The 15,046-nt window shown below is 45.6% G+C and carries 13 protein-coding genes and 1 tRNA gene; 11 read left to right on the forward strand and 3 right to left on the reverse strand.

Features of this window, described 5'->3' with window-relative positions:
• Positions 1-96: 96 nt before the first annotated feature.
• From nudF to parC, 7 genes are all read left to right on the forward strand, one after another.
• Positions 97-699, forward strand: a complete 603-nt coding sequence (nudF, locus tag K0H61_RS03080) for an ADP-ribose diphosphatase (RefSeq protein ID WP_220051306.1) — start codon at positions 97-99, stop codon at positions 697-699.
• Positions 700-711: 12 nt separating this feature from the next.
• Entirely contained in the window at positions 712-1,152 is a 441-nt protein-coding gene (locus K0H61_RS03085) for a DUF1249 domain-containing protein (protein WP_220051307.1), read from the forward strand.
• Between the two features lie 16 nt (positions 1,153-1,168).
• Positions 1,169-2,008, forward strand: coding sequence for a 3',5'-cyclic-AMP phosphodiesterase (cpdA, locus tag K0H61_RS03090; protein WP_220052429.1), 840 nt, complete (start codon positions 1,169-1,171; stop codon positions 2,006-2,008).
• A 163-nt stretch (positions 2,009-2,171) separates the two neighbouring features.
• Positions 2,172-2,747, forward strand: coding sequence for a YqiA/YcfP family alpha/beta fold hydrolase (locus K0H61_RS03095; protein ID WP_220051308.1), 576 nt, complete (start codon positions 2,172-2,174; stop codon positions 2,745-2,747).
• Positions 2,748-2,803: 56 nt separating this feature from the next.
• Positions 2,804-4,690: a DNA topoisomerase IV subunit B gene (parE, locus tag K0H61_RS03100; protein ID WP_220051309.1), complete on the forward strand. Its 1,887-nt coding sequence runs from the start codon at positions 2,804-2,806 to the stop codon at positions 4,688-4,690.
• A gap of 52 nt (positions 4,691-4,742) precedes the next feature.
• Entirely contained in the window at positions 4,743-5,918 is a 1,176-nt protein-coding gene (locus K0H61_RS03105; RefSeq protein WP_220051310.1) for a PQQ-dependent sugar dehydrogenase, read from the forward strand.
• Positions 5,911-8,187: a DNA topoisomerase IV subunit A gene (parC, locus tag K0H61_RS03110; RefSeq protein ID WP_220051311.1), complete on the forward strand. Its 2,277-nt coding sequence runs from the start codon at positions 5,911-5,913 to the stop codon at positions 8,185-8,187. The genes K0H61_RS03105 and parC overlap by 8 nt, the downstream gene beginning before the upstream one ends.
• Before the next feature lie 141 nt (positions 8,188-8,328).
• On the opposite strand, the gene K0H61_RS03115 is transcribed toward parC, so the two are convergent.
• Positions 8,329-9,417: a porin gene (locus K0H61_RS03115; RefSeq protein ID WP_220051312.1), complete on the reverse strand. Its 1,089-nt coding sequence runs from the start codon at positions 9,415-9,417 to the stop codon at positions 8,329-8,331.
• 798 nt (positions 9,418-10,215) lie between these two features.
• Here K0H61_RS03115 and tcdA point away from each other — a divergent pair.
• Both tcdA and K0H61_RS03125 read left to right on the forward strand, forming a co-directional pair.
• On the forward strand, positions 10,216-11,025 hold the full coding sequence (tcdA, locus tag K0H61_RS03120) for a tRNA cyclic N6-threonylcarbamoyladenosine(37) synthase TcdA (RefSeq protein ID WP_220051313.1): 810 nt from the start codon (positions 10,216-10,218) through the stop codon (positions 11,023-11,025).
• A gap of 203 nt (positions 11,026-11,228) precedes the next feature.
• On the forward strand, positions 11,229-11,840 hold the full coding sequence (locus K0H61_RS03125) for a superinfection exclusion B family protein (protein ID WP_220051314.1): 612 nt from the start codon (positions 11,229-11,231) through the stop codon (positions 11,838-11,840).
• 103 nt (positions 11,841-11,943) lie between these two features.
• Here the strand turns inward: K0H61_RS03125 and K0H61_RS03130 are convergent, their stop codons facing one another.
• On the reverse strand, positions 11,944-12,072 hold the full coding sequence (locus tag K0H61_RS03130) for a DUF3149 domain-containing protein (RefSeq protein WP_220051315.1): 129 nt from the start codon (positions 12,070-12,072) through the stop codon (positions 11,944-11,946).
• Positions 12,073-12,363: 291 nt separating this feature from the next.
• On the opposite strand from K0H61_RS03130, the gene K0H61_RS03135 reads away from it, so the two are divergent.
• On the forward strand, positions 12,364-13,953 hold the full coding sequence (locus K0H61_RS03135) for a bacteriohemerythrin (protein ID WP_220051316.1): 1,590 nt from the start codon (positions 12,364-12,366) through the stop codon (positions 13,951-13,953).
• Between the two features lie 308 nt (positions 13,954-14,261).
• Positions 14,262-14,348, forward strand: a tRNA-Leu gene (locus K0H61_RS03140).
• 130 nt (positions 14,349-14,478) lie between these two features.
• Here K0H61_RS03140 and K0H61_RS03145 read toward each other — a convergent pair.
• The gene (locus K0H61_RS03145; protein WP_220051317.1) at positions 14,479-14,811 is read right to left on the reverse strand and encodes a YegP family protein; all 333 of its coding nucleotides are present in this window, start codon (positions 14,809-14,811) and stop codon (positions 14,479-14,481) included.
• Between the last annotated feature and the right edge of the window lie 235 nt (positions 14,812-15,046).

The following is a 15,046-nucleotide window of genomic DNA, read 5'->3' on the forward strand; positions in this document are numbered from 1 at the left end:
CACGTACAAGTCAACTGCGAAGTGTAACAGATTTTATTTTTAAATTGAGCTTAATTGCCTTGAAAATAGGCAAAAATTTAACTTGAAGGGCCAGATATGAAACCAACGGTTTTCACTCAGACAGATGTGGAAGTGCTAGACAAAAAGACCTTATACCAAGGATTTTTTGCGCTGGAGGAGTATCGCTTTAAGCACAAACTGTTTGCTGGAGGTTGGAGCCAAGAAGTCAGCCGTGAAGTGTTTGAGCGTGGCCATGCCGTGGTTGTGCTGCCCTACGATAAAAATCGCGATCAAGTAGTGTTAATTGAACAAATTCGATTTCCGGCATTAGCGACCTCTAAATCTCCTTGGCTTCTGGAGTTGGTCGCAGGTATGATTGCCCCCCACGAAACGCCGCTCGAGGTCGCTCATCGCGAACTGCAAGAAGAAAGCGGACTTGTTGCCCAAAATATGCATTTTGTGAATAGCTATTTAGCAAGCCCCGGCGGAAGTACGGAACGTTTCTATTTCTATTGGGCCGAAGTGGACTCCTCTAAGGCTCAAGGATTGCACGGATTAGCAGATGAACATGAAGATATTCGACTGCATGTCTTAACCCGTGAAGACGCCTATAATAGTGTGGTTGCGGGGAAAATAGACAATGCTTCGACCGTAATTGGATTGCAATGGTTGCAATTAAACTATCAGCAACTGGTTTAAGTTGGACAACATTTGGCTACCTTAACTTCGCACAAGAAACTTCGTTATCAACCCAACGTCAGTGAATTTTTAGCACTGTGTGGGCGTAACTACGGCTATATGCAAAAGTGGTTACCCCTCGATATCGCTGTGGGCCAGTCTTGGCAGCTTGAAGGTGAATTTGGCGCCTTATTGATTCGTGTCCTCGAAAACACTAAATATACCCAGTTAGTTGAGATATCACGTCCACTTAAGTTGATAGAGTTTGTTAATACTCCCAAGGTGTTAGTGCGAGTTTACCACGATGCTAAATTAGCAGAAGTGTTAACTGGTCAACAGATTTATCAATTACGCCCAGTGTATGATTACCCCAATTTACGCATGTATCATCGCGACGAAAAGTACCAGGTCAATGCATTCCTGGGAGAATTATTAAAGATTGGCTGCCAGCAACGTTTGGTGTGCCAGTCTTAGAATTTGGGTATTCAATGTGCTGAAAGAGGCTGTCTCTTACTCCATAGCTGAAGAAGAAAGTGTGCGACTTGTGCAGGTCACAGATCCGCATTTATTCGCCGATCCCGAAGGCCAACTGCTTGGCGTGAACACCGCGCAAAGTCTCGAAGCTGTGCTTAACACCATTCGAGCAGTCGATTATCCTGCCCATCTGTTGTTAGCTACTGGCGATTTGAGTCAGGATTATTCTCCTGAGTCCTACCAACGTTTTGTCAAAGCGGTTAGCCCTCTCGACTTGCCTTGCCATTATCTCCCAGGCAATCATGATGACCCTAGGATCATGTTCCTGCATATGCAGGGTGAGAAGATTTTTGGTCAGCAGCGCATTCTGATCGGTAATTGGCAGATACTGATGCTCGATTCTACCGTGCGTGGTAAACCGGGTGGTCACATGGCTGAAAATCAGTTCGATTTAATTGCTGAGGCCATTGCAACTCACCCCGATAAACATACCTTGCTAGTGATGCATCACAATCCGATTCTGGTCAATTGCGCTTGGCTCGACCAACATTGCATGGATAATGGCAGTGAGTTTTTAGCCCGTGTTAGCCAGTTTTCCGAGGTGAAGGGGTTGCTCTGGGGGCATGTGCACCAGCAAATCGATAGCCAATATGATGGTCGTCATGGTGCACTGCAGTTGATGGCGACTCCTTCAACTTGCATTCAGTTCAAGCCGCAATCACCGTATTTCGCCCTCGATAGCCTGCAGCCTGGATACCGTTTGTTGGAGTTACAACCAGATGGCAGCATAACGACCAATGTATATCGTGTCCCCGGCAACTTATTTTCACCGGATAATGATTCCAGCGGTTATTAAGTCGCTCACCTCAATGAAGGTGGCTATCGACCACATAAGTGTTTCAGGGAAGAGGGCTTCAATTAACAGCGCATCAATGCCAGAATGATTGTAAGTTTCTGAATTGATTTACTATCGAACGGGAGTTCACTTAGGCTCCTTTCCGGCGGGTTAAAATACACTTATGTTGCTCTATATTCACGGATTCAACAGTTCCCCCTTCTCCGATAAAGCGGTAATGACGGCCCAATATATGGCCAAGCATCATCCCAAGGTCGATTTCCATCAGCCACAACTCCCCAATACACCCAAAGCAGCTATGGAGTTGTTAATGACTTATGTTGAGTCAGCAATAAAAGCAAATGAACCGCTTAATTTTATCGGTTCATCCCTCGGCGGGTATTTTGCGAGTTTTTTAGCTGAGCATTTTGGTGGTCGGGCGGTACTGGTTAATCCTGCGGTGAAGCCCTTTGAATTGTTTGATGGCTTTCTTGGGGAGCAGTTTAATCCTTACACTCAAGAGCATTATGTGTTATTGCCCGAACACAGAACCCAAGTGGCTGAATTTAATACGCCAGTCATCCGCAATCCCGACAGATTTTTGGTACTATTGCAAACCGGTGACGAAGTGCTGGATTACCAAGAGGCACTTCATAAGTACCATCATTGCCAATTACGGATTGAAGCCGGCGGTGATCACAGTTTTGTTGGATACGAGCGTTATCTGCAAGCAATAAGCCAGTTTTTACAGTTACCTTGACAAATAGACGTCCAGAGCCGCAACATGGCCGGATATAACCACTTATAGCGTACACTATGACGAATCAATACACCGCTGATGCCATTGAAGTTCTCAACGGACTCGACCCTGTTAAACGCCGTCCAGGTATGTATACCGATACCACGCGACCTAACCATTTAGGTCAAGAGGTCATCGATAACAGTGTCGACGAAGCACTAGCGGGTCACGCTACTAAGATTGAAGTCGTTCTACATTCGGACAATTCCCTCGAAGTGACCGACGATGGCCGCGGCATGCCCGTTGATATCCATCCCGAAGAAGGTATTCCAGGGGTTGAACTTATTTTGACCAAGCTGCACGCTGGCGGTAAGTTCTCGAATAAGAACTACCAGTTTTCGGGTGGTTTGCACGGTGTGGGTATTTCGGTGGTAAACGCTCTGTCACGCAGAGTTGAAGTGACCGTTCGCCGCGATGGCCAAGTGTATGATATGGCTTTTGAAGATGGTTTTAAGGTCGAAGATTTAAAGGTTTCTGGCACCTGTGGCCGACGCAATACTGGCACCCGCGTGCACTTTTGGCCCGATGCCAGTTATTTTGATTCTGCTAATTTCTCCAATTCAAAACTCATCTATTTACTGCGTGCCAAGGCCGTGTTGTGCCCAGGTCTTAGAATTAAATTCACTAACAAGCAAACTAACGAAGTCCATGAATGGTACTTCGAGAGTGGCTTAACCGATTACCTTAAATCGGCGGTTGGTGAGAATCTGATGTTGCCCGAAGAGCCTTTTGTCGGCAGTTTTAAAGGGCAGCTCGAAGCCGTGGATTGGGCGATTACTTGGTTGCCAGAAGGTGGTGATGCTCTTAATGAGAGTTATGTAAACCTAATTCCTACACCGCTCGGGGGTACCCATGTGAATGGTTTCCGCCAAGGGCTGTTGGAGTCAATGCGTGAATTCTGTGAGTTCCGTAATCTGATCCCCCGCGGCATTAAGCTCTCGCCCGAGGATATTTGGGACCGAGCTGCTTTTATCCTGTCGGTCAAAATGCAGGAACCACAATTTGCGGGTCAGACCAAGGAGAAACTTTCTAGCCGTCAAAGCTCGGCCTTCGTGTCTGGCATTGTCCGCGATGCGTTTTCGATTTGGCTTAACTCAAACACAGAGCTGGCCGAATCGCTGGCTGATATGTGTATCAATAATGCCCAGCGTCGTTTAAAAGCCGCGAAAAAAGTGGCCCGTAAAAAGGTGACTTCGGGTCCCGCTTTACCCGGTAAATTAACCGATTGTAGTGGCCAAGATCCGATGCGCGGTGAATTGTTCCTTGTTGAAGGTGACTCGGCAGGTGGTAGTGCAAAGCAGGCAAGGGACCGTGAGTTCCAAGCCATCATGCCATTGCGCGGTAAAATTCTAAATACATGGGAAGTTGAAGCATCCCAAGTTCTGGCTTCGCAGGAAGTACACGACATTTCGGTCGCCATTGGCTGTGACCCCGATAGCAACGATATTTCGGAGCTCAGATACGGCAAGATTTGTATCCTCGCCGACGCCGATTCCGACGGGCTACATATTGCCACTTTACTCTGTGCCTTATTTTTGAAACATTACCGTGTACTCGTGGAGCAAGGGCATGTATACATTGCGATGCCGCCGCTGTTCCGTATCGATATTGGTAAGGATGTGTATTACGCCCTCGATGAGGCCGAAAAAGAAGGCATTCTTGACAGAATCACTGCTGAAAATAAAAAAGGGAAAGTGCAGGTCACTCGCTTTAAGGGACTGGGCGAGATGAATCCGTTGCAACTGCGCGAAACGACGATGGATCCTAACACCCGCCGCCTAGTGCAGCTAACCATCGACGATGTGGAAGAAACCGATTCCCTTATGGATATGTTACTCGCTAAAAAACGTTCGCCCGACCGTAAAACCTGGCTCGAAGATAAGGGTGATATGGCGGTACTTTAGACTGGTGTTTGCTTGCCAATAACGACAAAAATTTAGGCATAAAGATATTACCATGTTGTATTTAAAATCTAATAATTATAATTATTTAAAGGTGTTCTCTGCCGGTTTTACCCTGTTATTCAGCCTGACACTGTTGTGGTGTCAGACTGCGATGGCGGGGTCTCAGTCGATCATGATTACCGTTTCAAAGGGCTTTGGTTTATCCCTGTATGCTTCTGATTTAGGGGATGCAAAGCAGATTGCCATGGGAACCAATGGCACGTTGTTTGTTGGTTCGAGTAAGAGCGGAACAGTTCATGCCTTAGTGGACAGTAACTTAGATGGTCGGGTTGATAAGCGTTATGTGATTGCCAAGGGCCTCGAATCTCCGGATGCGATAGCCTTTTATAAGGGCGATTTGTTTGTGGCAAGTGAGAATCGTATTTTGCGGTTCATCGATATCGAGCAGCGTTTGCGTCGCCCGAGTCGGCCTAAAGAAATTTATAGCGACTTACCTGAGTCGGATAAGAAAAGCGCTCGTGCCATGCGATTTGGCCCAGATGGGCGTTTATATATCTCGATAGGCGCGCCCTGTAATGTCTGTGAAGCAAGTGCACCTTTCAGCAGTATCATTGCCTTAGATGTTGATACTGGTGCGAGTCAACAGATTGCACTCGGGGTACGTGATGCCACCGGTTTTGACTGGTCACCACAGGACGGAAAATTATGGTTTGCCGATCAGGGACGGGATTGGATGGGGGATAATTTACCCCCAGATGAAATTAATCGTGTCGATGTTGTGGGGAGCCACTTTGGTTTCCCTTATTTGCATGCAACATCGGTAGAGGAGCCAGCGTATGAAAAGCCGCGCAATTTAAAAATCACCGTGCCGGTATTTGAATTACCAGCCCATGTGGCCCCAACGGGGCTGGCGTTTTACCGCGGTAACCAATTCCCAGAGATGTATCACAATCAGCTGTTTGTGGCTGAAAATGGTTCTTGGAACCGTTCGAGCAAGGTCGGATATCAAATCGTCATGTTGAAACTTGAAGGTCAGCAGGTGGTGAGTCGTGAAACTGTGGTGAGCTTTCTCGATGGCGAATTCCCCGTTGCCCGTCCCTATGCGCTGTTATCGGCGGACGATGGGGCCATGTACATTTCCGATGATTTAAAAGGTAACGTGTATCGTCTGTTCTTTAAGGATGGCGACAGCACGGAAGAACCACAGGAACTAGAAGACAATGAGTGACGCTATCAAGTTAAGCTTGGATGGGGTAGAGCAAATGCCTCTTCGGCGCTTTACCGAAGAAGCTTATCTGAACTATTCAATGTACGTCATCATGGACCGCGCCTTACCCCATATTGGCGATGGTCTTAAGCCTGTACAACGCCGCATTATTTATGCGATGAGCGAATTAGGGCTGTCGGCCCAGTCTAAGCATAAAAAATCCGCCCGTACCGTGGGTGATGTGTTAGGTAAGTATCATCCCCATGGCGACAGTGCTTGTTACGAGGCCATGGTATTGATGGCTCAGCCATTTTCCTACCGCTATCCGCTTGTGGATGGTCAAGGTAACTGGGGGGCGCCGGACGATCCTAAGTCATTCGCGGCAATGCGTTATACCGAGGCGCGTCTGTCGAAGTTCTCTGAAGTACTGCTGTCTGAGCTGGGTCAAGGCACGGTCGAGTGGGGCGCAAATTTTGATGGCACGTTAAAGGAGCCTAAAGTCCTGCCCGCACGATTACCGCATATTTTACTCAACGGTATTACCGGTATTGCGGTGGGTATGGCGACGGATATTCCGCCCCATAACGCCAGAGAGCTAGTCAATGCCTGTGTGGCACTGCTTGATGAGCCAAAGCTCGAATTAGCGCAGTTGATGAGCTATGTACCAGGGCCAGATTATCCGACTGAAGCGGAAATCATCACCCCAGCCGCTGACATTGCTAAAGTGTACGAAACTGGCCGAGGCTCCATTAAAGCCCGCGCCGTGTATACCGTCGATAGTGGTGAGATAGTGATTACGGCGCTGCCGCATCAAGCCAGTAGCGGTAAGATTTTAGAGCAGATCGCCGCCCAAATGCAGGCGAAGAAACTGCCAATGGTCGCCGATTTACGTGATGAGTCCGACCACGAGAACCCCGTACGTTTAGTGATAGTGCCACGTTCTAACCGTATCGATTGCGATCAGCTAATGGCGCACCTTTTTGCGACCACGGATCTGGAAAAGAGCTTTAGGGTTAACCTAAACGTACTTGGCCTCGATGGTCGTCCACGTGTAAAAGGTTTAAAGGACCTGTTAACCGAATGGTTAGAATTCCGTGTTGATACCGTAAGACGCCGCTTAGAGTATCGCCTCGATAAAGTATTGGCGCGTTTACATATACTCGAAGCCTTGATGATTGCCTTCCTCAATATCGACGAAGTGATTGAAATCATTCGCTTCCACGATGAGCCAAAGGCCGAGTTAATGGCACGCTTTAACCTGACGGATAAGCAGGCTGAAGCGATCTTAGAGCTAAAGTTACGCCATTTAGCCAAGCTAGAAGAATTTAAGATCAAGGCTGAGCAAAGCGAGCTTGAGGCTGAGCGCGAGAAGTTAGAGCAACTGTTAAGCTCAGATCGCCGCCTAAGAACCTTGATCAAAAAAGAATTAATTCAAGACGGTGAGACCTATGGTGACGATCGCCGATCGCCCATCGTTGAGCGTCATGAATCAAAAGCATTGACCGAGCAGGAATTAACGCCGAGCGAACCTGTCACAGTCGTGCTATCGGAAAAAGGCTGGGTACGTTGTGCCAAGGGGCATGATATTGATGCCGAGGCGTTATCCTATAAAGCGGGGGATCAATTCCTCTGTAGCGCGATGGGGCGCAGTAATCAGGCGGCGGTGTTTATCGACTCGTCTGGCCGCGCTTTTGCCACTGACAGCCACAGTTTGCCATCGGCCCGTAGCCAAGGGGAACCTATCACCACGCGCTTTAATATGGCGCCAGGTGAGACGATGCAGCACGTCATTCTTGGTGAGGATGCCCAATGTTTCTTACTTGCCTCGGATGCGGGTTACGGCTTTATCTGTACCTATAGTGATATGGTGTCACGCAATAAGGCGGGTAAAGCACTGTTAAGTTTGCCAACTAATGCGAAATCGTTAACGCCTAAGGCAATCGATCCGAGTCGTGAAATGTCGATTCTAGCGATTACTAATGAAGGACGCATGCTACTGTTCTCATTAGAGGCATTGCCGCAACTGTCGAAGGGTAAAGGGAATAAGATCATCGGTATTCCAAGTGAGCGGGCTAAGAATCGTGAAGAGCTGATGACCCATCTGCAATTAGTGCCTGCCGATACACCGGTTACCCTGTGGGCGGGCAAACGTAAACTTACCCTGAAACCAAGCGATCTAGAGCACTACCGTGGTGAGCGTGGTCGCCGCGGAGCTAAACTCCCACGGGGTTTGCAGCGTGTTGACAGTGTCGAGTTAGGTGAGGGCGCTGAGGTATTACCTAGCATCTAACGGTAACTACGTTAGAGACTTAAAATAAGGCCATCTAGGTTTCACTTAGATGGCTTTTTTATGACATAGAAGAGTGGAATTTCAGGCATAAAAAAACCTACCCCTCGGGGTAGGTTTGTTCACTTTTATCCTTAGAGGATATTAGAAGTCGTAACGTACACCTACAGAGAATACGTTGTCGTCTTGTAAATCAACTTTAGTACCAGCAACAACTTCATGGTCTCCTTTGTACAGAGAGTACTGGCCATACACCATAGTCGACTTAGATAAACGGTAATCAGCACCTACGTTAAAGTTGTGAACGCTGATATCAATACCCTTAACAATGATTGCTTTACCGTCTGCGTCTTTACCAATCGTATTTACGTTATTGTAGTAGTTACCGAAACCAGTATCATCGAAGCCGTATTCAGCTTTCAGGTTAACACCGTTCAGATCGTAAGCGATGTTGACAAAGTAAGTGTTTCCATCAACTGAACTATCAGCTGATTTTTCAGAATTTTGATATAGGCCGCCCAGCTTAAAGTTGCCTAATTTTACTTGGCCTACGGTACGGAATGCATCATAGCCAGAAATACCTTTGTTATAGGCAACGGCTACATAGTAGTTTTGTTCTTTAAATTTGCTATCACCTAGCGTCGCGCTAAGAGCATATTGACTATCGCTTGTATTTGCGTTGTCATCGAACAGGTAAGTGGCGTTTAGCGTCACTAAGTTAGCAATACGTGGCGAGTAGTACCATACACCGTCTGCACTACGGGTTTGCGCGCTGACTAAGCGGTCGATATCGGCGTTAGTGTTACCGAACAGATCCACACCACCTTCAGATTGTTTAAATACAGTGTCGTTACGACCCACTAACACAGTACCTGCGTTAGTTTTTAAACCTAGAAAAGTATTACGAGCTTTGAATGGGCTAGAAGCGCCATTACCAGATGTGTTTTCAACTTGGAATTCCATTTGATAAACAACATCATAACCGTCAGCAAGCTTCTCAGTACCTTTAACACCCACGTTTGAGAAGTTGTTTTCTAAATAAGTACCAGCATTGTTCTCGTCAGCATAGCTAGAGCCTACACCACTGGTGCCAGACTGCAGCGTGGCGCCGGTATCAGTTGCAGTGACTGCTAATTCTAAACGACCGTAGAAGCTTGGGCCATCGGCTAGCGCGCCAAATGAAGCCAGTGCTAATACTGATGCAACTGATGCAGAGATGAATGTCTTTTTCATGTTTCGTGCTCCCTTTGAACCTAAGTTCATATCCATTTTTCATGGTTTTTTGTGTGGTTTTACACATATGTTACTGGGATCAGTAACAATGTTGCCGCCGATTTTTACAGTTTTACGACTCACAGGCTGTGTCGCAGATCATGTTTTTGGCTCTCCTTGTCCGCATTCGGGGTTTTTTAAGACACTTCCTTGTATCTCAACCGCAATTCGGAGCGAAAGTAGCAAAACAGTATTAATCACTTACTACTAAAGGGGTAGATGCAGCGCCTTGGCTTAAGTGACTCGGCGTGGCTAACTGTAGCATATACTAATGTTGTAGCAAGTTTGTCATAAATGCTTGCATTGGTTGGAGTTTTGGCATTAAAGACTTTAAAAAGGAGGTTAGGACGTAAAAAACAAAATATTAACGTAAGTTAATCTTGGTAATTGCTTTTAAAATTATATTGTTAGAGCGGTATTTTGTACTTTTAGCGATGAAGCCAATTTTAATTAAACACAAATGGAATCCCAAGGGAAGATGCGAGATCATAGACTATAGTCGTAGTCATTAATTGCTTATTTGTCGTCAATTTAAGCTAAATATGGTGGCTTTTGACTCTATATGTGGTCTTAACCACGCTTCAGAATGGCAGTCATCCAGTCAGATTTACGCCTTAATAATGCAATTTGAGAGATTGATTTCGGTTTTTAAGCTAATTCGTATAGAATTCGCCGCGCCGTTTTGTGTCATGCTGCAGTGGATGATTATGTCCAACCTTAACAGGGGCAGCTGTTGTTAAAGAGTAAAGGTAAGTATTAATGACTGAAGCCTATCAAAACCGTTTTGGTGGAATTGGCCGTTTATATGGACAAAAAGCCTTGGCGAAATTTGCTAAGTCCCATGTAGTGGTAATTGGTATTGGCGGCGTTGGTACTTGGGCGGCTGAAGCCTTAGCACGCAGTGGCATCGGCCAAATAACCCTTATCGATTTGGACGATATCTGTGTGACGAACACTAATCGTCAAATTCATGCTTTGGCCCCAACGATTGGTGACTCTAAGGTTGCCGTGATGGCGCAGCGCATTCGCGACATCAATCCTGACTGCAGAGTAAATGAAGTCGAAGACTTTATTACCTTGGATAACTTAGGTGAGCATTTACTCGGTCCAACGGCTGGCGGTGATATTGATTATGTCATTGATTGTATTGATGCCGTTAAGCAAAAAGCTGCGTTAATTGCTTGGTGTAAACGTCAGAAAATTAAGATAGTGACTGTCGGCGGCGCCGGCGGTCAGACGGATCCAACCCAGATCCAATTGACTGATCTAGCGAAGACCTATCAGGATCCACTGCTCGCCAAAGTGCGAAATATTTTGCGCCGAGAATATAACTTTTCTAAAAATGTGCAGCGCCGCTTTGCAGTTGATGCGGTATTTTCAAGTGAACAATTAGTGTATCCCCAGTTCGACGGTTCGGTCTGCAGTACTAAAGCAGCGGCAGATGGCAGCATGCGCATGGATTGTGCTTCGGGTTTTGGCGCTGTGACTATGGTGACGGGGACCTTTGGCTTTGTGGCTGCAAGCCGAGTATTAGCGCGATTGACTCAAATTGCGAATGAAGAACAATAGATAATACAATTGATTAAATTGAGTATATGATTCTCAATTGTTTTAGCAAAAAACCACAGTTTAGGCTGTGGTTTTTTGTTTTTAGCTTTAATCGGAATTATCGAGTTTTAGTTGTAGGTTATGACACTGAAATTAACTCTTATTTGGCATTAAGCTTGCTAGTTGCTGGAGTAAGTTCAATTTATTGTCGCTGGGATAACGCTATGTTGAAGCTAAAACTGGATGCCGTGAAGTTTTTTAGTCCTAAAAAAATCATGTTTCGTATCATGCTATGGCTAATGGTGAGCTGCAGCGTGTTATTGGCTATGCCTACTAACCTATTGAGCGCACTCGCATTAGACAAGTTTGTGCCAGAGCACGCACATTTTGTGGGCTTAGGGCTTATTATCGCGATTGCCTACTTTTTGACACAGCTGTTAAACATTGGGTTAGATGAGTCTATTCGCCATCTCAGTAATAAGCGCATGACGGAGACCATCGAAGCCAAAATCAATTTATTAGATCGCGCCGAGCGGGCATTATTGCGCGAGTTTTTTCTCCAGGGCGCGACGATTTTGACATTGCCGCAAAATGAACCTGCGGTTAAAAGCTTACAAAATGCCTGTATTCTTGAAAATTTAGGCAATGAACGTCATTACGCCATTCAAGGTCCTACGGCGGATTTTAAAATTTCGATGAAAGCGCGTTCATATCTCAATCGAGGTGTGTTGCGTTTGCCTGCAGGCGAACCAAGCCAAGAGGAAATGCAGCACCTTATTAAGGCGCGCCCACAATTTTTAAATGGCGTTGTGCAGACGCGTAAACATGCCGCGTAAATTGGAATGCGTTGGAATGTGGATATAAAAAATGGGGGTGGTTAAACCCCCATAATGACGTGCATTTTTACAATGAACAGAATAACAATTGGAAGCAAAACTACTAATGTTGGGCTGACTTCACCACAAACATCCAAGTGATATATGAAATAATCCCTATCGTACTGAAGATGACAATCATTGAGAGTAATCCTACTGGGTTACCAAACATTAAATCTAGCCAAAATGCCATGATTAAAATCCTCTTATCCGTGAAGTCCCCTTAAAATTAACCCGCATAACCGGATTAAATACTGATCTTGATCAATAAAAAATTGACAATTAAAAACATTTCGGCAACCAGCTGTTAACTCTGTGATGGGCCTCTAGTTTTTACCAAGTACCAGCATCTCATCGGGGAATTTTTTGTGCCTTATCGGCTTAATGGCTAGTCTTTAGAGTGAATTTGCAAAAGTCGCCAACCGCTATTTGGTGAGAATACTTAATCAGCGTCTTGTAATACCGTTTTTGAAGGGAGCCAATCATGGCAAAAAAGCAAACAAATAAGGGAACTATGGGTTATCGTTCGATTTTTGCCCCACTTATTTTACTGATCTATCCCCTCTATTGCCTTGCCATGAGCCATGATTTTGTGGCGGTTGGTTGTCTGATTGCCCTTGGGGGGATTCTTATTTTCAACATCAATAAGCTTATTCGTAACTTAGGGTTACTCGAGCATGCTGCCCATCATGTTGGCGATGGTGATTTAAGTTATCAACTCGATGAAAAAGACGCTGGTGTATTTAAAAAGGTCGTCCATAGCATCAACCGGATGGGTGAAGATGTGAGTCGTACTATTTTATCTCTGGTTGAAACCAGTGATTGGATGAAAAAAGTGGCCTCGGATATCAAAGATATCAGTGAGCAGGCAAAACTTGGAGTGCTCGAGCAGGAGCGTCAAACTGAGCTTGCGGCCACAGCAATGACACAGATGGTGTCGACGGTGCAGGAAGTGTCACAAAATGCAGCCAATACTGCCCAAGCTGCTGATATTGCACATGGTTCAGCTAAACATGGCGATGCGTTGATCGGGGATATCGTTAAGAAAATTACCGAGATGACAGGGCAAATCCATCAGACTAAAGAAGTCATAGAACATCTTGCAGCGGACAGTAATAATATCAGCAGCATTATCGATACCATCTCCCAAGTTGCTGAGCAGACGAACCTGTTAGCATTAAATGCGGCAATTGAGAGTGCTAGGGCAGGTGAGCACGGTCGGGGGTTTGCGGTGGTTGCAGATGAAGTACGAAACCTTGCTAAACGTACTTCAGAAGCCACTATTGAAATCCAGCAGCAAATTGCTGCTCTGCAGCAGGGTGCCCATCAAGGTGTGGATGTAATGCTGCGCAATGTGGTGATCGCCGAGGAAACCGCGGTAATGGTGGACCAGGCACATATAGCGCTTGGTAATATTGTGACTCAGGTTGAAAGTATCACTGATATGTCCCACCAAATTGCAACAGCCTCAGAAGAGCAACATGCTGTTGCCGAGGAGATTAATAAAAATATCAGTGTGATGGCCGAGCTTGCACTCACAAATGCGCGTCATACTAATCACACTAATTTATCGAGTCTCAAGGTTTACAATATGTCCCAGGAAATTGGAGCGCTGCTGCATCGATTCCATGTTGATGCCGCAATGTTTTCCAACAGTAAGGAGCTGAACAAGCAGTTTGTAAAGTGGGGCCCAGATCTCGATATTGGAATGCCAGAAATTAATCGTCAGCATCAAAGATTAATAAACCTTATCAATGAATTACATCGTACCTTGAGTGAGTCTTACGGGCTTGAAGCCATTAAGCGTATCGTCCAGGGGCTAGTGGATTACACTGCTAACCACTTCTCCTATGAAGAAGAACTTTTCGCCCGTTTTGGTTACCCTCAAACCGCTGAACATAAAGAAAAACACACTAAGCTTGTTGACCAAGTATTAGATTTTCAGCGCCGGGTTGCGAAAGGGGAAGATGTTGCCGATGAATTGATGGCCTTCTTAAAATCTTGGCTCGTTAACCATATCCAAAAAAGCGATAGGGAATACACTCAGTTTTTACTCGCCCATGGCGCCGAATAAAGCCAAAATCCTAGGGAGTTGGATTTTTGAGCGGTTAAATCTAATTTGAGGAGCTGGTCCCGAAAAGGGCTTGCCATTGTCATAAGCAAGGGTATAATTCCCTGCACTTAGCGCCAAAACATTCAAATGTTGGTTCTAATACAAATAGTTGTGCCAGAGTGGTGAAATCGGTAGACACAGCGGATTCAAAAATCACAGCGTCTTCGGTATAAAGTTCACTAAGCTGTTGAAATCTAGTGTTAAGTTGATTAAATTAACACGCAAAAGCCTTGCAAAGATTTGCAAAGTTTTTGAAGCTCCAAAGTTGTGCCAGAGTGGTGAAATCGGTAGACACAGCGGATTCAAAATCCGCCGCCCTTAAAAGCGTGACGGTTCGAGTCCGTCCTCTGGTACCATACATATAGCCGACATTAAGTCGGTTTTTTTGTATCTAAAATCCAGCATTGTTAGATACTTACCGATCATAATCCTGCTTTCAATGGCGCGTTCACGCTCATCTTTTTCCACCACTTGGCACCCGTTTCGCTAGGTTAAATCTTTAATCGTGGTCGTCTTGCCGTTATCCATCACAGACCGAATTCCGTTGTCCCTAGAGGCTGTACTTGCATACATTTGGCTGGTGCCAATGATTTGGTGATTAGCGGCTTTGAGATTGAAGTAGGGCTTGTCGTTTTTGGCGACTTCTTTGGCAAAGCGTTCTTCGATTTGCGAGTTGGTTTGCACCGATTCGATCCCATTCATCGCACCACTTTTAGCGGTATATTGCTCACTTGTGAGTATCGTTTCCGCATTCCCTGCCTTGAGTACAAACTTAAACTGCCCATTAGTACTTTTACTTAACTCATACCATCCTGACATGGATATTACTCCTTCTTTAAGACTGCATTAGCGCAACAAGCATGGAAGGCATTTCCAGCTTGTGCCTCAGTGTAGTCAAGAATGCTCAGTGTGATAGGTAACCTTTCTGCTGATATTTCCCGTTTTGCGTGTCACTCTGCCGATACAGTGATAGTGAATACCGCAAGTTCCAACCAATAGCAGAGAAAGTTTTGCTCCCATATGGGATAAAATTCTGCAGCGGTTTCAATTGCTA

Source organism: Shewanella acanthi (genome assembly GCF_019457475.1).
In the GTDB taxonomy this organism is placed as follows: domain Bacteria; phylum Pseudomonadota; class Gammaproteobacteria; order Enterobacterales; family Shewanellaceae; genus Shewanella; species Shewanella acanthi.